This is a genomic window from Limnohabitans sp. B9-3 (genome assembly GCF_002778325.1).
GTDB lineage: Bacteria > Pseudomonadota > Gammaproteobacteria > Burkholderiales > Burkholderiaceae_C > Limnohabitans > Limnohabitans kasalickyi.
Genome location: NZ_NESI01000001.1, coordinates 342,309 through 362,014 on the forward strand (window position 1 = coordinate 342,309; position 19,706 = coordinate 362,014).

General features: G+C 56.4%; 22 protein-coding genes. 10 read left to right on the forward strand and 12 right to left on the reverse strand.

The features are described from left to right. The first annotated feature begins 36 nt into the window (after window positions 1-36). The 6 genes from metG (at window position 37) to panC (ending at window position 6,837) form a co-directional block, all read left to right on the forward strand. On the forward strand, window positions 37-2,109 hold the full coding sequence (metG, locus tag B9Z42_RS01715) for a methionine--tRNA ligase (RefSeq protein ID WP_100131597.1): 2,073 nt from the start codon (window positions 37-39) through the stop codon (window positions 2,107-2,109). 88 nt (window positions 2,110-2,197) lie between these two features. Continuing rightward, window positions 2,198-3,856 (forward strand): SulP family inorganic anion transporter, encoded by a 1,659-nt coding sequence (locus B9Z42_RS01720; protein WP_233203480.1) that lies wholly within the window; start codon window positions 2,198-2,200, stop codon window positions 3,854-3,856. A 55-nt stretch (window positions 3,857-3,911) separates the two neighbouring features. Further along, window positions 3,912-4,115 (forward strand): DUF3460 family protein, encoded by a 204-nt coding sequence (locus B9Z42_RS01725; RefSeq protein WP_100131599.1) that lies wholly within the window; start codon window positions 3,912-3,914, stop codon window positions 4,113-4,115. Between the two features lie 121 nt (window positions 4,116-4,236). After that, window positions 4,237-5,034, forward strand: a complete 798-nt coding sequence (locus tag B9Z42_RS01730) for a ScpA family protein (RefSeq protein ID WP_100131816.1) — start codon at window positions 4,237-4,239, stop codon at window positions 5,032-5,034. Between the two features lie 40 nt (window positions 5,035-5,074). Continuing rightward, window positions 5,075-5,965 (forward strand): 3-methyl-2-oxobutanoate hydroxymethyltransferase, encoded by an 891-nt coding sequence (gene panB, locus B9Z42_RS01735; RefSeq protein WP_100131600.1) that lies wholly within the window; start codon window positions 5,075-5,077, stop codon window positions 5,963-5,965. A gap of 8 nt (window positions 5,966-5,973) precedes the next feature. After that, window positions 5,974-6,837, forward strand: coding sequence for a pantoate--beta-alanine ligase (panC, locus tag B9Z42_RS01740; RefSeq protein ID WP_100131601.1), 864 nt, complete (start codon window positions 5,974-5,976; stop codon window positions 6,835-6,837). Between the two features lie 93 nt (window positions 6,838-6,930). Here the strand turns inward: panC and B9Z42_RS01745 are convergent, their stop codons facing one another. From B9Z42_RS01745 to B9Z42_RS01790, 11 genes are all read right to left on the reverse strand, one after another. Continuing rightward, window positions 6,931-7,911 (reverse strand): tripartite tricarboxylate transporter substrate binding protein, encoded by a 981-nt coding sequence (locus tag B9Z42_RS01745; protein ID WP_100131602.1) that lies wholly within the window; start codon window positions 7,909-7,911, stop codon window positions 6,931-6,933. 65 nt (window positions 7,912-7,976) lie between these two features. Continuing rightward, window positions 7,977-8,684 (reverse strand): alpha/beta fold hydrolase, encoded by a 708-nt coding sequence (locus B9Z42_RS01750; RefSeq protein ID WP_143474018.1) that lies wholly within the window; start codon window positions 8,682-8,684, stop codon window positions 7,977-7,979. Window positions 8,685-8,731: 47 nt separating this feature from the next. Then, a complete protein-coding gene (locus B9Z42_RS01755; RefSeq protein WP_100131604.1) occupies window positions 8,732-9,124 on the reverse strand; it encodes a VOC family protein in 393 nt (130 codons plus the stop codon). Then, a complete protein-coding gene (locus B9Z42_RS01760) occupies window positions 9,121-10,062 on the reverse strand; it encodes a hydroxymethylglutaryl-CoA lyase (protein WP_100131605.1) in 942 nt (313 codons plus the stop codon). Before B9Z42_RS01760 ends, B9Z42_RS01755 begins: the two co-directional genes overlap by 4 nt. Then, a complete protein-coding gene (locus B9Z42_RS01765; protein ID WP_100131606.1) occupies window positions 10,059-11,282 on the reverse strand; it encodes a CaiB/BaiF CoA-transferase family protein in 1,224 nt (407 codons plus the stop codon). Before B9Z42_RS01765 ends, B9Z42_RS01760 begins: the two co-directional genes overlap by 4 nt. Before the next feature lie 33 nt (window positions 11,283-11,315). Then, on the reverse strand, window positions 11,316-12,263 hold the full coding sequence (locus B9Z42_RS01770) for a LysR family transcriptional regulator (protein WP_100131607.1): 948 nt from the start codon (window positions 12,261-12,263) through the stop codon (window positions 11,316-11,318). A gap of 156 nt (window positions 12,264-12,419) precedes the next feature. Continuing rightward, a complete protein-coding gene (locus tag B9Z42_RS16085) occupies window positions 12,420-12,605 on the reverse strand; it encodes a hypothetical protein (protein ID WP_143474019.1) in 186 nt (61 codons plus the stop codon). Window positions 12,606-12,620: 15 nt separating this feature from the next. Further along, window positions 12,621-13,676, reverse strand: coding sequence for an NAD(P)H-dependent glycerol-3-phosphate dehydrogenase (locus B9Z42_RS01775; protein WP_100131608.1), 1,056 nt, complete (start codon window positions 13,674-13,676; stop codon window positions 12,621-12,623). A 20-nt stretch (window positions 13,677-13,696) separates the two neighbouring features. Beyond that, entirely contained in the window at window positions 13,697-14,146 is a 450-nt protein-coding gene (gene secB / locus B9Z42_RS01780; protein ID WP_100131609.1) for a protein-export chaperone SecB, read from the reverse strand. An 84-nt stretch (window positions 14,147-14,230) separates the two neighbouring features. Next, window positions 14,231-14,488, reverse strand: a complete 258-nt coding sequence (grxC, locus tag B9Z42_RS01785; RefSeq protein WP_100131610.1) for a glutaredoxin 3 — start codon at window positions 14,486-14,488, stop codon at window positions 14,231-14,233. A 21-nt stretch (window positions 14,489-14,509) separates the two neighbouring features. Continuing rightward, window positions 14,510-14,917 (reverse strand): rhodanese-like domain-containing protein, encoded by a 408-nt coding sequence (locus tag B9Z42_RS01790; RefSeq protein ID WP_100131611.1) that lies wholly within the window; start codon window positions 14,915-14,917, stop codon window positions 14,510-14,512. Window positions 14,918-15,008: 91 nt separating this feature from the next. Between B9Z42_RS01790 and gpmA the strand changes: the two genes are divergently transcribed. From gpmA to B9Z42_RS01805, 3 genes are all read left to right on the forward strand, one after another. Further along, on the forward strand, window positions 15,009-15,752 hold the full coding sequence (gpmA, locus tag B9Z42_RS01795; RefSeq protein ID WP_100131612.1) for a 2,3-diphosphoglycerate-dependent phosphoglycerate mutase: 744 nt from the start codon (window positions 15,009-15,011) through the stop codon (window positions 15,750-15,752). Window positions 15,753-15,831: 79 nt separating this feature from the next. Continuing rightward, window positions 15,832-17,292, forward strand: coding sequence for a S41 family peptidase (locus B9Z42_RS01800; RefSeq protein ID WP_100131613.1), 1,461 nt, complete (start codon window positions 15,832-15,834; stop codon window positions 17,290-17,292). Between the two features lie 18 nt (window positions 17,293-17,310). Next, entirely contained in the window at window positions 17,311-18,063 is a 753-nt protein-coding gene (locus B9Z42_RS01805) for a molybdopterin-synthase adenylyltransferase MoeB (RefSeq protein WP_100131614.1), read from the forward strand. Between the two features lie 57 nt (window positions 18,064-18,120). Here the strand turns inward: B9Z42_RS01805 and B9Z42_RS01810 are convergent, their stop codons facing one another. Further along, complete coding sequence (locus tag B9Z42_RS01810; RefSeq protein ID WP_100131615.1) at window positions 18,121-18,642, reverse strand: thermonuclease family protein; 522 nt, start codon at window positions 18,640-18,642, stop codon at window positions 18,121-18,123. Between the two features lie 87 nt (window positions 18,643-18,729). Between B9Z42_RS01810 and B9Z42_RS01815 the strand changes: the two genes are divergently transcribed. Beyond that, window positions 18,730-19,692, forward strand: a complete 963-nt coding sequence (locus B9Z42_RS01815; RefSeq protein ID WP_100131616.1) for a tripartite tricarboxylate transporter substrate-binding protein — start codon at window positions 18,730-18,732, stop codon at window positions 19,690-19,692. Window positions 19,693-19,706 lie beyond the last annotated feature (14 nt).

Genomic DNA, 19,706 nt, shown 5'->3' on the forward strand with positions numbered 1-19,706 from the left:
TAAAATCCACCCCCTTGTTCAAAGGTCTTGTTCTAAATGTCACAGCGCCAGCTTTTCGTTACCACCGCCCTGCCCTACGCCAACGGCAACTTCCACATCGGCCACATCATGGAGTACATCCAGGCCGACATCTGGGTGCGTTTCCAGCGCATGCAGGGCCACAAGGTCGATTTTGTCGGCGCAGACGACACACACGGCGCGCCCATCATGATTGCCGCCGAGAAGGCAGGCATCACCCCGCAGCAGTTTGTGGCCAACATCGCCGCAGGCCGCAAGCCGTATCTGGATGGCTTTCACATCCAGTTTGACAACTGGCACAGCACCGACGCACCTGAGAACCACGATCTGGCCCGCCAGATTTACCGTGACCTGCGCGACATCCCCGAGTCTGAAGGCGGCTCGCTGATCGAGCGCCGCACGATTGACCAGTTCTTCGACCCCGAGAAGAACATGTTCTTGCCAGACCGCTTCATCAAAGGCGAGTGCCCCAAGTGCCACGCCCACGACCAGTACGGCGACAACTGCGAGGTTTGCGGCGCGGTCTACGCCCCCACCGACCTGATCAACCCCTTCTCAGCCTTGTCGGGTGCCAAGCCTGAGCTGAAAAGCTCGGAGCATTTTTTCTTCAAACTGTCTGACCCACGCTGTGTGGCCTTCTTAGAGAAGTGGACACAAGACGGCAAGCTGCAGCCCGAAGTGGCCAACAAGGTCAAAGAGTGGTTCACCGTGCGCACCAACCCCGATGGCACGACCAGCGAAGGCTTGGGGGACTGGGACATTTCGCGTGACGCGCCTTACTTTGGCATCGAGATTCCAGACGCTCCGGGCAAGTACTTCTATGTGTGGCTCGACGCGCCCGTGGGCTACTTGGCTTCGTTGAAAAACTTGCTCGACAAACGCGGTGAGAACTACGACGCCTACATGGCCAACGACAAGCTGGAGCAATACCACTTCATTGGCAAAGACATCGTCACCTTCCACACGCTGTTCTGGCCCGCCATGCTGCATTTCAGCGGCCGCAAAACACCCAACAACGTGTTTGTGCATGGCTTCCTCACCGTCAACAATGGCGAAAAGATGAGCAAGAGCCGTGGCACGGGCCTCGACCCGCTCAAGTACCTGAGCCTCGGCATGAACCCCGAGTGGCTCCGCTACTACTTGGCCACCAAGCTGAACAACAAAAACGAAGACATCGACTTCAACGCCGAAGACTTCATGCTGCGCGTGAACAGCGATTTGATTGGCAAGTTCGTCAACATCGCATCGCGTGCGGCTGGTTTCTTGACCAAGCGTTTTGAAGGCAAGCTCACACAAAGTTTTGGCGAACAAGGCACTGCGTTGCTGAACGACATTCACGCCGCCAAAGACAGCATCGCCCAAGCCTATGACGCACGCGAGTACGGCAAAGCCGCACGCGAAATCATGTTGCAGGCCGACAAAGTCAACGCGTATGTGGACCAACACAAGCCTTGGGACCTGGCCAAAGACGCCGCCAACAACGAAGCCCTGCACCAAGTGTGCTCGTTGCTCATCAACGCGTTTGCTGAGCTGAGCCGCTACTTGGCCCCTGTGTTGCCTTCATTGGCTCAAGCCGTTGAAAGTTTCACTGGCACCTCCATGCAAAACTGGAACGCCACAGGCAATGTGGCCAGCATTCAACCCTACCAACACCTCATGCAACGCGTCACCCCCGAACAACTCGAAGCCTTGTTTGAACCCCCAGCTGTGGTGGAAGAAAAAGTCACGCCCGGTGGCGAAGAAATCGCCCCCACCATCAGCATCGACGACTTTGCCAAGATCGATTTGCGTATTGCCGAAATCGTCAACTGCGAAGCGGTGGAAGGCTCCACCAAGCTGCTGCGACTCACACTCGATGTGGGCGAAGGCAAAACGCGCAATGTGTTCAGCGGCGTCGCCAGCATGTACAAGCCCGAAGACCTCAAAGGCAAGCTCACGGTGATGGTGGCCAACTTGGCCCCGCGCAAGATGAAGTTTGGCGTGAGTGAAGGCATGGTGCTCGCCGCCAGCCATGCAGACGACAAGACCGATGCGGGCATTTACGTGCTGCACCCATGGCCCGGTGCGAAGCCCGGCATGCGCATCCATTAATTAGGTTCTGACCCCAATTAACTGACCCTCATTAAAACTAAGCGCCACGATGCATCTTCCAGGGGTCTCTTTTTTCCGTCCCAATGGGATGCAGTCGTTGAAGGGCTACACGCGGGAACGTTTGATCCAAGACGTGGGCGCGGGCATCACCGTGGGCGTGGTGGCGTTGCCGCTGGCCATGGCATTTGCCATTGCATCGGGGCTTAAACCTGAGGCAGGTTTGGTCACCGCCATCATTGCGGGCTTTTTGATTTCAGCCTTGGGTGGAAGTCGGGTGCAAATTGGCGGACCTGCGGGGGCGTTCATCGTCATCGTGTACGGCATTTTGGAGCGCTACGGCTTGGCCAACCTGCTGATTGCCACCGCCATGTCGGGGGTCATGTTGTTTGCCATGGGCCTGATGCGCTTGGGCAGCTTGATTCGTTTCATTCCCGTGGCTGTGGTGATTGGTTTCACCAATGGCATTGCAGTGTTGATCATGGTGTCGCAGGTGAAAGACTTTTTGGGGCTTAGTGTCACCGCCATGCCTGCCGACTTCTTTGGCATTTTGCGCACGCTGGTTGCCAACCTTGGCACGCTCAACCTACAGGCTTTTTTGCTGGCTTGTGCTTGCTTGGGCCTGCTGGTCGTTTGGCAGTTTGTGCTGCCCAAGCTGAGCCAACGGCACGCACACGCCAAAAAAATCGGTGTGGTGCCGGGCTCTATCTTGGTGTTGGTACTGGCCTCGCTGGCCAGCCAATGGCTGAATTTGAACGTGGAGACCATCGCCTCGCGCTTTGGCAACATTCCCAACACTTTGCCAGCGTTTGAATGGCCCACCTTTAGCTGGGAAACTGCCAAATTTTTGCTGATGCCCGCGACCACGCTGGCCTTGCTGGGCGCGATTGAGTCGCTGCTGTGCGCCCGCATCGCCGACCAAATGATGGCAGATACCCCTTATGGCGATCGCCACGATGCCAACCAAGAATTGATGGCCCAAGGCATTGCCAACATCGTGACCCCATTTTTTGGTGGCATGCCAGCCACGGGCACCATCGCCCGCACCGTGACCAATGTGAAAAACGGTGGCAATAGCCCGATCGCGGGCATGGTGCACGCCCTCACCTTGCTGGCGGTCATGCTGATCGCCGCGCCTTTAGCGGGCCATGTGCCGCTCGCGGCTTTGTCTGCGATTTTGATGTTCGTCGCGTGGAATATGGGCGAATGGCGCCAATTTGTGCACCTGCGCCAATACCGCATGCCTTACCGCGCCACGCTACTGGCCGTGTTTTTGCTGACGGTGGTGGTCGATTTGACCGCGGCCGTCGAGGTGGGCCTGATCGCGGCGTGCTTGACCTTCATCTACCGCATCTCCAACCTCACACGCGCCGAACCCGTGTCGACCCTCGAACAGCCCGCTTTGGTGGGGCTGGGCGACGCGGTGCACGCCCATCGTTTTCATGGCGCTTTGTTCTTTGGTGCCGTCAAACTGGTGGAGGCCATTGAAGAAAAATTGCCCACCCACGCCTTGGTGCTCGACCTGAATAACCTGATCTACATTGACTCCTCGGGCGTTGATGCCTTGCTGTCGTTGGCACGTACTTGCCATAAAAAACAATTGCGCTTGGTGCTGTGCGGCTTGACCCACCAGCCGCTGGACATCGCCCAACGAAGCGGTTTGCTGAGCGAGGCCTCACATGCCGAGTCGGCAGCTGACTTGGCCCAAGGCATTGCATGGGCTAAGGCCCTGGCACCCCTTCGCGCGTAAGAGCGTGCGCAGCCTCGGTCGTTAAAATCACACGCTTATCTTAGGAAACACCACCATGTCGATCTTTCAACGCGACCACTACACCTCCGAAGCCACGCAGTTCATCGAACAGCTGAAAGCCCAAAAGCCAGGCTTAGAACAAGCGCAACGCGATGGCCGCGCCCTGCTGTGGGACAAAGCCGTGAACCGCGACGTGCAGCAAGACCTGCAAGCCGGTCGCGTGGCGCAAAAGCCTTACGTTTACCAAACGAACGCTTAAATCTTGGCTTTACATCTAGGCATCCAGCCTTGACTTAAGCCCTTGACACCCCTTCAAAGCGCCTTCTGTGAACCCTGCTGACCTCACCCTGCCCAACGCCGAGGCACACACAGCCTCTGCCATGCCTGAGGTGATCGACAACGTGGCCGTGGCCCGCCTGTATGGCGAGCCCCTGTTCGCGATGCCGCAGGATTTGTATATCCCGCCCGATGCGCTGGAAGTGTTCCTCGAAGCCTTCCAAGGCCCGTTGGATTTGCTGCTGTATTTGATCCGCAAGCAAAACTTCAACATCCTCGACATCCCCATGGCCGCGCTCACGCGCCAGTACCTGAGCTATGTGGACGAGATTCGCAGTCGCAACTTAGAGTTGGCCGCCGAATACTTGCTGATGGCCGCCATGCTGATCGAGATCAAATCGCGCATGCTGTTGCCACCCAAAAAAGTGGCCGAGGGCCAAGAGCCCGAAGACCCACGGGCCGAACTGGTGCGCCGCTTGCTGGAATACGAGCAAATGAAGCTGGCCGCCGCCAAACTCAACGAAGTCCCGCAATATGGCCGCGACTATTTGAAGGCGCAGGTGTTCATCGAGCAATCGTTGCAACCGCGCTTTCCCGATGTGCAGGTGGTGGAGTTGCAGCAGGCGTGGGCCGACATTTTGAAGCGCGCCAAACTGATTCAGCACCACAAAATTTCCCGCGAAGAGCTGTCGGTGCGCGAGCACATGAGCATCGTGCTGCGCAAGCTGCAAGGCCAACGCTTTGTCGAGTTTGAAAAACTCTTCGACCCCGCACAGGGCGTGCCCGTGCTGGTGGTCACCTTCATCGCGCTGCTCGAACTGGGCAAAGAAACGCTGATCGAAATCACCCAGGCCGAGGCCTTTGCGCCGATTTACGTGCGCTTGGCCTACACACCCAGCTAACGCCCAACACCTCAACGACTGGCATCTGGCCGCACCCTTCATGAGCAACTCCAGCAACGCCCCCCAAAGTCAAACCGCCTCGCCTTACGGCACCTTGCCACCGGCCTCGCCCGTGTCGGCCCGCAAACCCATCAGCCTGCCGCGCTTGCACGACATGCGTACGCGTGGCGAAAAAATCACCATGCTCACCGCTTACGATGCCACCTTTGCCGCCGTGGCCGATGCCGCGGGCGTGGAGTGCCTGTTGGTGGGCGACTCGCTGGGCATGGTGTGCCAAGGCTTGTCGAGCACGGTGGGCGTCAGCTTGGACACCATGCGCTACCACGTCGAAAGCGTGGCGCGTGGCGTGCAACGCGTGCAAGGCACCACATGGATCATTGGCGACTTGCCTTTTGGCAGCTACCACGAGTCCAAAGAGCAAGCCTTGCGCAGCGCCGGCGTGTTGATGCAAGCGGGCGCGCACATGGTCAAACTCGAAGGCGGCGGCTGGACCACCGACACTGTGCGCTTTTTGGTAGAGCGCGGGATTCCCGTCTGCGCCCATTTGGGCCTGACACCCCAAACCGTGCACGCCTTGGGCGGCTACCGCGTGCAAGGCCGTGGCGACTCGGCCACCCAACTGCGCCAACACGCCTTGGACCTGCAAGATGCAGGCGCATCCATGGTGGTGCTGGAAATGGTGCCCGAAGCCCTATCGACCGCCCTTACCCACGAGCTGCCGCGCTGCCACACCATTGGCATTGGCGCGGGCAACGGCACCGCTGGCCAAGTGCTGGTGATGCACGACATGCTGGGCATCAACCTCGGCAAAAACCCAAAATTTGTACGCAACTTCATGACCGGCAGCCCCAGTGTGCAAGCTGCCATGGCTGCCTACGTCGCTGCCGTGAAAGACGGCAGCTTCCCCGTCAACGCTGAACACGCTTGGTAAACACACACATGCACATCGTCCACACCATTGACGACCTCCGTCGTGCCCTGAAACCCGCCGCGCTGCGCGCCTTTGTGGCCACCATGGGCAACCTGCACCAAGGTCATTTGGACCTGATGCAAATAGCCCGCCAAACGGTAGACGCACGCGCCCCGCAGGGCGGCATGACCGTGGCCAGCATCTTTGTCAACCGCCTGCAATTCGGCCCCAACGAAGACTTCGACACCTACCCCCGCACCTTTGAGCGCGACTGCGAACAACTCGCCGCCAACGGCTGCGACCTGCTGTTTGCCCCTTCAGAAAAAGACCTGTACCCCGAACCCCAAGTGTTCAAGGTGCACCCGCCCGCAGACTTGGCCGACATCTTGGAAGGGGCTTTCCGCCCTGGCTTTTTTGTAGGCGTGAGCACCGTGGTGCACAAACTCTTCAACGTCGTCCAACCCGACATCGCGCTCTTTGGCAAAAAAGACTACCAACAACTCATGGTCATCCGCCGCATGGTGCAGCAAATGGCACTGCCCATTGAGATCATCGGCGGGGAAACGCGCCGTGCCGACGACGGCTTGGCTTTGAGCTCACGCAACGGGTATTTGAGTGCCGACGAACGTGCGGAGGCCGTGCAACTGTCGATGGCTTTGAAGGGCCTGGCTGCGGCGGCCCTTGCGGGCAATGCAGCTGGTGCATTCGATGTGGCGGCAGCCGAAGCCGCTGCGATGGATGCCCTGCGTGCGCGTGGCTGGCAACCTGACTATCTGACGGTGCGCCGTCAACATGATTTATCGCCGCTCTCTGGGCCTTGTGCAGAGCCGTTGGTAGTGCTGGGTGCAGCTAAGCTGGGGAAGACGCGGTTGATTGATAACTTGGAAGTTTGAAATCACCAAGTCGACAAGTAAATCCATGCTGTCAAGCTGACAAATTGAAAAGCCACTAATTTTTTAAATTCATGGCTTTTAAAAACAATTAACTTACTCGACTGATATCTTGGCAAAGCGAATCACACGCCCCCAGTAGTCCAATTCCTTGCGGGTGTAATCGCCCAGCTGTGCTGGATTCATGTGATCCACCAAAGTACCGGCATCTTCTGCTTTTTTCTTGATGTCTGGCATAGCCAGAATTTTCACAATCTCCGCATTGATTTGGTTGACGATTTCTGGTGATGTGCCTGCTGGTGCATAAAGTGCAAACCATGAATCGATGGTGAATTCACTCAATTCAGCTTCTTTGCTGGTGGGCACCTGTGGCAATGAAACAAGTCTGGCATTACTTGTCACAACCAAACCTTTGAGTTTGTCTGCTTTGATATGGTTCACGACCGATGCGGGTGTTGTAAAAAACAAGTCGACTTGACCACCCAATAAATCTTGCACCGCAGGGCCAGCGCCTTTGTAGGGAACATGCTGAATAGAAGTGCCAGTCATTTGCTTAAACAGTTCACCTGCAATGTGTTGAATAGAACCGTTGCCAGAGGATGCATAGTTGAGTTTGTCTGGATAAGCCTTGGCATAGGCAATCAACTCTTTCAAGTTCTTGGCAGGCAAGTCCGCTTTGGTGGCCAACACCTGAGGTGCGCGGGTCAGCATGGCAATCGGTGTGAAATCCTTGATGGGGTCCCAGCCAGATTTTTTAAACAAGTGTGGGTTGCCTACTTGATAGCCACTGTAGGCCAACAGCAAGGTGTAGCCGTCTGGTTTGGCTCTGGCTACCGCTTGGTTGCCAATATTGCCCGCGGCTCCCGCCTTGTTATCAATCACCACAGGCTGTCCCAAGGCGCGGGATAGTGGCTCGGCAATCAAGCGCGCTGTGAAGTCAGTGGAGCCACCAGGCGCGCTAGGAACCACGATCGTGATGGGGCGCTCAGGAAATTTCCCTTGGGCTTGGGCTGCTTGACCAGCGAGTAAAACCATGGCTGCGCATGAAACGCTGATGAACCAATGACGTCGTTGCATAGTTGTCTCCTGTTTGTACATATTCTTTGATGAGTTGAGGCTTAGCTTGCTTTGTGGCTTGACTGTTAGTGATTCGCAGCCAGCCATTGGGTTAACTCTGAGGTCACAGCCTCTGGCTGTTCAATGGTTGAGAGGTGGCCACATGACTCAATCACTTTCAATTTCGCGCCAGGCACGCATGCAGCCATTGCTTCATGGTCAGACAGGGGCGTGACTGGGTCTTGCCTGCCGCACATGACCAGTGTTGGTACACGTACTGTTGCCAAATCCGCATGTGAATCAGGCCTAGCCAGCATGGCTGTTTGCTGATTGAACTGGCCTTTGGCACTGACGCTGCGGGCCATCTCTGACATGAGCTCCTTGAGTGCAGGGTTGCCAACATGAGCAGGCAATAGCCAGCGTGAGGGCAATTCGGGAATCAAGGCCTCAATACCTCCTTGCTTGACCGTTTCAATGTCCTTAACGCGGCCTTGGCGACGTGCAGGGTGATCGGCGACCGCCGTCGTGTCCATAAGCACGAGCCGCTCTAATCGAGGTAGGGCACACCGGATTGCTTCAAAGGCAACATAGCCTCCTAACGACAAACCAATCCACGTAAATCGCTCCGGCATGGCCGACAAAACTTGCTGGGCCATGCCCGCCATGGAATCGTGATCGCGAAATACAAACACACGACAGTCATGCGTTGATTGCAGGGCGGCTATTTGATGCGCGTACAGACGCTCGTCGGTCATGTGCGCACAGGCGAAAGCCAGTGCAGGTTTTGTAGTCATCTCTTTTTCACTTTCTATGAAATGTCTGCTTGTCGTTGCTTCACTCTTCAAGCCAACTCAGATATCTCGATCAAGTTGAAATCTGGATCTCGCACATAGACAGAGCGAATCTTCTGTGTCGCACCAGTTCGCATCACAGGACCTTCAATAATCGGCCAAGGTGCTGACTGCAGTTTTTCTATGACTTGCTCTAGCGGAACTGTTGCGATGAAGCATAAATCGAGCGCGCCAGGCACCGGTAAATGTGCCTTTGGCTCAAATTCAGAGCCTTGAACATGGATGTTGATTTTTTGATGGCCGAACTTAAATGCTCTGCGCTCTACCGGCGGTGTTCCGCCTACAAAGGTTTCGAGTTGCATGCCCAACACACGCGTGTAGAAATCCATGCACGCGGCTTCTCTGGCGGTTGTCAAAACCAAATGGTCTAGATGCTCAATCATGCAAAATCCTTTTTCAAATCATGGATGTAGGCGGGAATAGGATGCAAATCAAACGTGCACCCGCTCTTGGCCACTTGACCTGGCACGGCATGCTGAACAATGCCTGGCAAATGGCGTGCGATGCCCAGTAGTTGCGGCAAGTCGATGCCGGTTTCATATCCCATGGCATCGAGCATGTGGATGGCGTCTTCGCTGCAGATATTGCCGCTGGCACCAGGTGCATAAGGGCACCCCCCTAAGCCGCCCAATGAACCATCGAATCGGTCAATACCAGATCGAACGGCAGCCAACACGTTGGCAAGGCCCATGCCGCGCGTGTTGTGGAAATGCAATGTCAATTGAAGTGAAGGAAATCTTTTTTGCAGGACTTCGCACATTTGGGCCACTTGATCCGGTTGTGCCATGCCTGTGGTGTCGCAAATGGTGAGACCTCTCACACCGAGGTCTGCAAACCTCTGTGACCATTGCAGAACTTCTTCTAGGCTAACGTCGCCTTCCATGGGGCATCCAAAACAAGCTGACAAGGAAACATTGATTGGGACTTGATGCCCAAATTGACGAATAACCTCATTCAGTGCGGCAAAGCTGTTTTCACGCGGCATGCGCAGGTTGGAAAGGTTGTGTGTTTCGGAAGTGGACATGACCAAATTGAATTCATCTGGCTTGACTTCCATAGCGCGCTCTGCACCGCGGACATTGGGAACCAACACGGTGTATTCCACTGAGGGCGCGCGTTGAATCCTACCCATCACCTCTTCAGCATCGCGCAGCATGGGGATGGCCTTGGCAGAAGTGAAAGAGGTCACTTCAATCTTGGCGTATCCACATTGGCTTAAGTCGTCGATCAATTGAATTTTGGTGTCTGTGGGTACAAATTCGGGTTCCATCTGAAACCCATCACGAGTCACCACTTCGTTGAAGTAAATTCTTTGTTTCATGATTTAGCTCCCACAATTCCGCTGGTCTTTAGCTTTTGAATTTGCTCTGAACTCAACCCCATCTCCCTCAAGATGGCGTCAGTGTCCTGCCCTAAATCGGGTGCATTGCGGCGGTGTTGTCCGGGCGTCACCGAGAGTTTGGGTACAACACCTGGGACTTTCAAGTCACTGCCGTCGGCCAAGGTTATTTCTTGCAACATGCCGCGAGCGGCGTAATGCGGATCGTTTGCAATGTCTGCGATGTTGTAAATTTTTCCAGCTGGAACAGACGCGCTTTCCAAGGCTTGAAGAACATCTTCGACGCTTTGATTGACGGTCCAAGACTCAATGGCTTGGTCAAGTTCTTCGACCCTGCTCACACGCCCCGTGTTGTCGGCAAGCATGGGGTCGTTGGCCAAATCGTTTCGGCCAATGAGGGTCATCAAGCGTTTAAAAATGCTGTCGCCATTGCCAGCGATCAGGGCGTAGGCTCCGTCCTTGCAACGGTATGCGTTGGTTGGAGCAATGCCCGGCAAAGCGCTACCAGAAGGGCCGCGTACAGCACCAAAAGCACTGTATTCAGGCAGCAAGCTTTCCATGCAGTTAAACACCGACTCATACAAGGCAACATCAATCACTTGACCTTTGCCGGTGACGTGGCGATGCTGAAGTGCCAACAAAATGCCAATCACGCCGTGCAAGGCTGAAAGCGTGTCTCCAATGCTGACGCCGACACGCACAGGCACACGTCCTGGCTCTGCCGTCAAGTGCCGCAAGCCACCCATGGCCTCACCAATCACGCCAAAGCCTAGTCGATTGCGGTAAGGCCCAGTTTGACCGTATCCGCTGATACGCAAGACAATTAACTTAGGGTTTTGAGCTATGAGATCGTCAGGTGACAATCCCCAACCCTCCATAGTGCCAGGACGGAAGTTCTCAATCAAGACATCGGCTTCATTGGCTAATTGACGAACAATACCTTGGCCCTCAGGCGTCCGAAGATCAAGTGCCAACGAGCGTTTGTTGCGCGATTGAGCTTGCCACCAAACCGACGTGCCGTCTTTGAGCATGCGCCATTTGCGCAGGGGATCGCCACTTTCTGGAGCTTCAAACTTAATGACCTCCGCGCCAAAATCAGCCAATGTTTTAGCTGCAAAAGGGCCAGCAATCAGTTGACCCAATTCAAGGACTTTCAGGCCAGAAAGGGCTGAGACTTGTGAGAAAGACTCTAGTGGTTTCATGTTCCGCAGTTTGCTGCGGATGGGGTGTGAAGTCTATTTCTTCTTCGATGAGGCTGTCTTCGCATTTTGCGAAGGCGAAATTAGAAAATCCCGAAGAGCTTTGACTTCCAAGTCAGCTTCTTTGCGAATGCCCACCATCAATTTTCTGTGGGACCAAGGGTCTTGCAGCGGCCGCCAACTGAGTTGTGAATTTTTGAGAATGGGCAATGCAAATGCTTTGGGTAACAAGGCTATTCCCAAGCCTGATGCCACCATCTGGGTAACCGCATCAAAGCTGTTGACCTGCATTCGCAATTTAAGCCGTTTGCCCAAGGCTGAAGCAGCGCTGATTAGTTGTTGCAACATGGCCGCGCCGGGATTCAAGCTGATCCATTGTTCGTCCAGCGTATCTGCAAACAAGATGGGCTTTTTGCCAGTCAGTCGATGGCCTTTAGGGAAAATCAGGACCAACTCGTCGGCTCGAAAAAAACTGGCCTCTAAACCTTCTGAATTGGTACCTTCCACAAACACACCAATGTCTGCACGCCCCTCGCGCAAGGCTATGACGACCTGCCCAGACACCTGCTCCTCTAAGTCAATTTGCACTTCTGGACACGTTTGAGAGTACTGTGCAATGAGAGGTGGTAAAAATTGGCTAATGGCAGCGGACCCTGCAAACAATTGAATGTGCCTAACTACACCTTGTTGCAAATCATTCACCTCCTTGAAAGCAGCTTCTATTTCTTGCAAAAGGGACAAGCCTCTGCGCATGAAAACTCTGCCGGCAGGTGTCACCTTGAGTCCCCGAGAGTGCCTTTCAAACAGTTGACTGCCAATGGCCGCTTCTAATTCGCGAATACGCCTGCTGGCTGCCGGCAAGACCAGGTGACATTCGCGCGCTGCAAGGGTGAGGTTCTCTGTTTGGGCGCATAACACTGCCAAACGAATCGAGGTGAAGTCAAATCTGGAAAGATTAAGCTTGGTCATTCTTATGCGAGACATGAGTTGTTAAGCAACGCTTTTGAATGCCTCGTTGCTGGCGAATGTGAAAAGTTTATATGCAACGGCTCGGCAGTGGATGCAACTCGAGGTCAAGCGGCTGCCTCGTCTACGGCTGGCATAGCGAACTTGACACTGGAAGCAAGAACTCCCCGACCTTTACTTCTTCAACAACTCGCGCTCTTTGTTGTATTGATCGTAGTCAGGCAAGGCTTTGCTGTCTTGGGCCGTTCCGGCAGATTTCGCACGCTGCGTGGCACGAATGCCTTCATACACCGACTGCTCTGTGAGCACACCACACGCAGTCAACCCCGCACACAAAAGGAACGCAAAAAGCACTCGCATCTGTGGCGCTCGCCTTTACTCGCCCTTAGCCCCACGCCCCATCAACACAGCCACCGCTTGCACAGGCGAAATGTGGCCGTCCAACAAAGCCACAACAGCTTGGGCAATCGGCATGTCCACGCCTAAGGCTTGGGCGCGTTGCACCACGGTGCGGGCGCAGTAAACGCCTTCGGCCACATGGCCGAGTGAGTCGACGGCTTGTTGAAGGGTCATGCCTTGGGCCAAGGCGAGGCCCACTTTGCGGTTGCGGCTGAGGTCGCCGGTGGCGGTGAGCACCAAGTCGCCCAAACCCGACAGACCCATGAAGGTTTCGGCTTTGGCGCCCAGCGCAACGCCCAAACGGGTGATTTCGGCCAAACCTCGGGTGATCAGCGCAGCGCGTGCGTTGAGGCCGAGTTGCAAGCCGTCGCACAAACCGGTGGCAATGGCGAGCACGTTTTTCACCGCGCCGCCCACTTCGACGCCGACGATGTCGTCGTTGGCGTACACGCGCAGGCTGGGGTTGTGAAAGGCTTGCACCATGGCGTCGCGGGCTGCGGCATCGCTGCTGGCTGCCACCAAGGCGGTGGGCATGCCGCGTGCCACTTCTTGGGCAAAGCTGGGGCCGCTCAATGCGCCACCGCGCAACATGGGAGCGACTTGCGCGCGCACTTCGTGGGCCATCAAGCCCACGCCCATGGGCGAGGCATCAGGGCGTAAAGAACTGGCGTGGGAAGCGTCCAAGTGAGCGGCCTTAGGCTGTGCCGCTTCAAAGCCTTTGCATAGCCACGCCACAGGCACTCGGCCCCCCAAAAGGGGCGCAAGCTGCGTCAGCATGCCACGCAGGGCGCTCATGGGCGAGCCCACGACCACCAAGTCTTGCTCAGCCAACCACGGGCCCAAAGCGTCTGAAGAAACCTGCACACCTGCCGTGAACGGCAAGCTGGGCAAGTAGCGCGTGTTCACGCGCTCGGCTTGCATGGCTTGCACTTGCGAGGCATCACGCGCCCACAAGGCCACGTCATGGTGTGCGCCCGCGTTGATGGCCAAGGCCGTGCCCCAGGCACCGGCGCCAAGCACGGCAATCTTCATGGCCTGAACCCGCTTTGAATTTACTGAACCGCAGCGGCAGCTTGTTGCTGCTGTTGTTGCTCGTACATGGCTTGGAAATTGATTTCAGCCAAGTGCACAGGTGGGAAACCCGCGCGTTGGATGATGTCGGCCACGTTACCGCGCAGGTAGGGGTAAATGATTTGTGGGCAAGCGATGCCGATGATGGGACCCATTTGGTCTTCCGGCAAGTTGCGCACTTCAAAAATACCGGCTTGTTTGGCTTCGACCAAGAACACAGTTTTGTCTTGAATTTTGGTGGTCACAGTCGCGGTGACGGTTACTTCGACGATGCCTTCAGCGACTTGTTCCATGCCCACGCCCAACTGGATGTCCACCGAGGGCTGCTCTTGCGCCATCAGGATGGCGGGCGAGTTGGGTTGCTCCAACGACATGTCTTTCAAGTAGACGCGTTGAATTTGAAATACGGGAGTTTGTTGTTCGTCAGACATTGTTTTTTTCCAAGTGCATAAAAAAACCCGCGCCGGCAAAGCACCGAGGCGGGCGACCCATCGGGAAGATGAATTATGTCAGTTTCAGGCTTGCAACAAAGGCAGCAAACCGCCTTGGCTGTCGAGGGCCATCAGATCGTCACAACCGCCCACATGGGTGTCACCGATGAAAATTTGAGGCACGGTGCGGCGGCCCGTAATTTCCATCATGTGAGCCCGCGCTTGAGCGTCGATGTCGATGCGCACCTCTTCAATATGAGCCACGCCTTTGGCGGTCAACAGTTGTTTGGCACGGATGCAATAGGGGCAAACGGCGGTGGTGTACATCTTGACGGCTTGCATGCAGGTCTTTCAAAAGAAATATTAAGCTTTGGTGACAGGTAGGTTAGCTTCTTTCCAAGCATTGAGCCCGCCCTGCAAAGAATGCACCTTCGCGTAACCCAGTTTTTGAGCGACCGCTTGGGCCCGCTTAGAGCGCGAGCCTGCAGCGCACACCAAGATCAAAGGCAGGCTTTTGTTTTTGACCACGCTGGCCAAACGGCCTTCGAGCTGGTCCAAAGGCACGTTCACGGCGCCGTTGATGTGCGAGGCCGCAAATTCTTCGGCACTGCACACGTCAATGACCACGCCTTTTTCACGATTCATGCATTGCACGGCTTCATTGGGGGTGAGTCCGGTAGCGGCGGCGCCTTGCACCACAGGCAACAGCAATAAAAAGCCGCTGCTCAAAGCCACAGCAATCAACATCCAGTTGTCGAGAATAAAGTTCACGGGGAATCCAGTTCAGGGGGTTAGAAAAATTCGTGTCAGCCCTGCATTCTAAAATCACAGCCAACTCTTCACTGACTTTGTTTCAAACACCATGTACAAGCTTGTTTTAATTCGCCACGGCGAATCGACCTGGAACCTTGAAAACCGCTTCACCGGCTGGACCGATGTGGACCTCACCCCCACCGGCATCGCCCAAGCCCAAAACGCGGGCCGCTTGCTCAAAGCGGAAGGTTTTCAGTTCGACGTGGCCTACACCAGCGTTTTGAAACGCGCCATTCGCACCCTGTACCTCGCCTTGGAAGAGATGGACGCCACGTGGCTGCCCGTGGTGAAAAGCTGGCGCCTAAACGAACGCCACTATGGCGGTTTGCAAGGACTGAACAAGGCCGACATGGCCAAACAGTACGGTGACGAACAAGTGCTGATCTGGCGCCGTAGCTACGACACGCCCCCGCCTGTGCTCGAAGCCACCGACCCCCGCAGCGAGCGCAGCGATCCCCGTTACGCCAGACTCGACCCCGCGCAAGTGCCGCTGACCGAGTGTCTGAAAGACACGGTCGACCGCGTCATGCCGTTCTGGAACGAGTCCATGGCCCCTGCCATCAAGGCTGGCAAACGCATCGTGGTGGCCGCGCACGGCAACTCCATCCGCGCGTTGGTGAAGTACCTCGACAACATCGGCGATGACGACATCGTGGGCGTGAACATTCCCAACGGCATCCCGCTGGTATACGAACTGGACGACAACCTCAAGCCAATTCGCCACTATTACTTGGGCGATGCCGATGCCGCCGCCAAAGCTGCTGCCGCAGTGGCCTCACAAGGCAAGGCTTAATCGACCTGTCAACCAACGCGCCGACAAGGCGCGTTGTATATTGGTTTCTTTGAAATTCACGTCAACACTCAGGGGCACCATGGGCCACAAACTCAAGATCGCAGGTTGGATCACCGTCGGCGCACTCACCGGCGCACTGACCACCGTCTCGCTGCAAACCACGGCACGCGCCAACATGGCACCGTTGCCTTTGGAAGAACTGCAGCAACTCGCTGCCGTATTCAGCATGGTCAAGAGTGACTACGTGGAGCCCGTGGACGAGAAAAAACTCATCAGCGACGCCATCACCGGCATGGTCGCGAGCCTTGACCCGCACTCGCAGTACTACGACAAAAAAACCTTCAAAGAATTCCGCGAAGGCACCACCGGTCGTTTTGTGGGCGTGGGCATTGAAATCACCCAGGAAGAAGGCCTCATCAAAGTGGTGTCGCCCATCGAGGGCTCCCCCGCGTTTCGTGCGGGCATGAAGCCGGGCGACTTGATCACCCGAATTGACGACACCGCGGTCAAAGGCCTCTCGCTCAACGAAGCGGTCAAACGCATGCGTGGCGAGCCCGGCACCAAGGTGATGCTGACCATCTTCCGCAAGGACGAAAACCGCACCTTCCCCGTGAACATCGTGCGTGAGGAGATCAAAACTCAGAGCGTTAAAGGCAAGGTGATGGAGCCCGGCTATGGCTGGATTCGTTTGAGCCAGTTCCAAGAACGCTCGGTGGACGATTTCGCCAAAAAGCTGGAAGAAATTTACAAACAAGAACCCAAGCTCAAAGGCTTGGTGCTCGATCTACGCAACGACCCCGGTGGTCTGTTAGATGCAGCGGTTGCCGTGTCCGCCGTGTTCTTGCCTGAGAACGTGGCCGTGGTGTCCACCAACGGTCAATTGGCAGAGAGCAAGTTTGTCTACAAAGCCTCGCCTGAGTTTTACCGTCGCAGCAGCGGCAATGACCCCATTGCCCGCTTGCACCAAGCGACCAAAGGCATTTACCGCACCGTGCCCTTGGTGGTGTTGGTGAACGAAGGCTCGGCCTCGGCCAGCGAGATCGTTGCCGGTGCTCTGCAAGACCACAAACGTGCCACCATCATGGGCAGTCAAACCTTTGGCAAAGGCTCGGTGCAAACCGTGCGTCAACTGGGCCCAGACACGGCGCTGAAAATCACCACCGCGCGTTACTACACGCCCAACGGCCGCAGCATTCAAGCCAAAGGCATCGTGCCTGAAGTCTTGCTGGACGACACCGCCGAGGGCAGTCCGTTCGCCATTTTGCGCATGCGTGAAGCCGACCTAGACAAACACTTAGAAAGCGGCCAAGGCAAAGACACCAAAGACGCTGCCAAAGACAAAGAGAAAGAAAAGGCCCGCGAAGAAGCCATGAAGCGTTTGGAAGAAGAGTCCAAAAAGCCCAACAGCGAGCGTCGCCCGCCTGAGTTTGGCAGTGACAAAGACTTCCAACTCGAGCAAGCCCTGAAGCAACTCAAAGGCCAACCCGTGCTGGCCAGCAAGACGCAAACCGAGCGTACTGCCGAGAAAAAAGACAAATAAGCCACAGGTGGTTTTGCGGTGAATGACGACCAACTGCTGCGCTACTCGCGCCACATCTTGCTCGACGAGGTGGGCATTGAGGGGCAGCAGCAACTCATAGACAGCCATGTGTTGATCGTCGGTGCGGGGGGCTTGGGCTCCCCTGTCGCTTTGTATTTGGCCGCCTCCGGTGTAGGCCACATCACCATCGCCGACCACGACACGGTTGATCTGACCAACTTGCAACGTCAAATTGCCCACAGCACCGACCGCGTTGGCGAAGCCAAGGTGACGTCTGCTGCGAAGGCCATGCACGCCCTCAACCCCGAGGTGCGCATCACCGCACTGGCTCACCAACTCGACGCCACCGAACTCGACCACTTGGTGCCCACCGTGCACGTGGTGGTCGATTGCTGCGACAACTTCACCACCCGCCAAGCCGTCAATGCAGCCTGCGTGAAGCACCAAGTGCCGCTGGTCTCAGGTGCTGCCATCCGCATGGATGGGCAGTTGGCGGTCTATGACGCACGCGACGCGCAATCGCCCTGCTACGCCTGCATCTTCCCGCCTGACACTGCGCCTGAAGAAGTACGCTGCGCCACCATGGGTGTGCTCGCGCCGCTCGTGGGCGTGATTGGCACCATGCAGTCTATGGAGACGGTCAAGCTCATCACCGGCATGGGCTCACGCTTGGTGGGCCGCTTGCAAATGCTGGATGGTCGCGGCATGGAATGGAACGAAATGCGGGTGAAGCGCAACCCCAACTGCCCGGTCTGCGGGCAAAGCCACTGACGCTTCAGCGAAACGCTATGGCTTCACCCAGGCTGTGCATCCCGCACGTCAGCATTCTCATTGGCAAGCACCAAAACGCTTTCTGAACGCCCGAGGCGGCACAGCCCGCCCATCGGCAAACAAGCCCAAGCGCTGACTTTGCGCCTGCATCTGCAGCGCGTCATAAGGCCCAGTGCGGTGCTGGTAACTGGACGACCAAGCATGGCCTTGCGCCACCATCCAGGCCCCCACGTCATGCCCTTGTCGAAAGATATTTGCGAGCAATCGGCCATAGGTGTCGTGGTGACGACCTTGCACCTCTACCCATTGCCCCTGCAGCAGCCCATGCAAGGCCTCACGCGACTGCGGCCCCCAAACTTGACACACCTCGGGCGCATCCAACCCCAGCAAACGTATTTTTTGAGCCTCTCCGCCTTGCAGCGGTTGCACCCACACCGTGTCGCCATCGCTCACATGCGTGACCACGCCGGGCCAGGCCAGCGCAGACGCGCTCACCCAACAGCACACCCAAATGACCAGGCGGCTCAAGGGCAAAGCGCCGACGACGTCGAGGAGCAAGAAGGGGGTGCGTTTTAGCATCAGGGTTTCCGAGGGGTGCCACGGGTTGGTAAAACCAACGTTCTGGCATCTACATTGTGAGGGTTGCCAACCTTGAGCTGACTCACGATGACATTCAAACTTCAACACCTCTGCTTCACGCTGCTAGCCAGCTTGTCATGGCTGCCTGTGGTGCAGGCGCAAGACAAGCCGGCGCTCAAAATTGTGGTCGGTTTTCCGCCGGGTGGCTCCGCGGACACCTTGGCGCGGCTGATGGCGGATGGCATGCGTGACGACTTCAGCACCATCACGGTCGACAACAAACCGGGCGCAGGTGGACGCATTGCCTTGAACTTTGTCAAGGCCGCCAAGCCCGACGGTCAAACCGTGATCGTGCTGCCCAGTGGTCCGATGGTTTTGTTCCCACACGTTTATAAAAAACTGGACTACGACGCGGTGAAAGATTTCACCCCCGTGTCGCAGCTCGCCCGCTTTCAGTTTGGCATCGTCTCTGGCCCCGCCACCAACGTCAAGACCATGGCTGAAATGATCGCCAAATCGCGCACCGACCCCAACAACGCGAGCTATGGCACACCGGGCCTGGGCACCCTGCCCCACTTCATGGGCGTGATGTTCGAACAAGCCGCAGGCATCTCGCTCAACCATGTACCATTTCAAGGGGGCGCGCCTGCCAACAATGCCTTGCTGGGTGGCCACATTGGCTACAAGTTTGACGTGGTGTCGGAAACTGCCGAACTACACCGCAACCAAAAGGTCCGCATCATCGCCGTGACGGGTGCCAAACGTGACCCGCAAGTCCCAGAAATTCCGACCTTGAGAGAGGCCGGCATCCCCATGGAGGCCACCGCCTGGTTTGCCATGTACGGGCCCGCACACCTAAAACTGGAGGTCTTGCAACGCTTGGAGAAATCGGCGATGAAAGCCATGAACGATCCCGCCATGCGTGAACGCATGCTCAAGCTCGGTTACGAGGCCATCGGCTCCAACGGTGCAGACTTGGCTACCGCACAAAAAGCCGATTTAAACAGCTGGGAAAAACCCATCAAAGCCACCGGCGTTTCGCTGGACTAACCCACTTCACACGC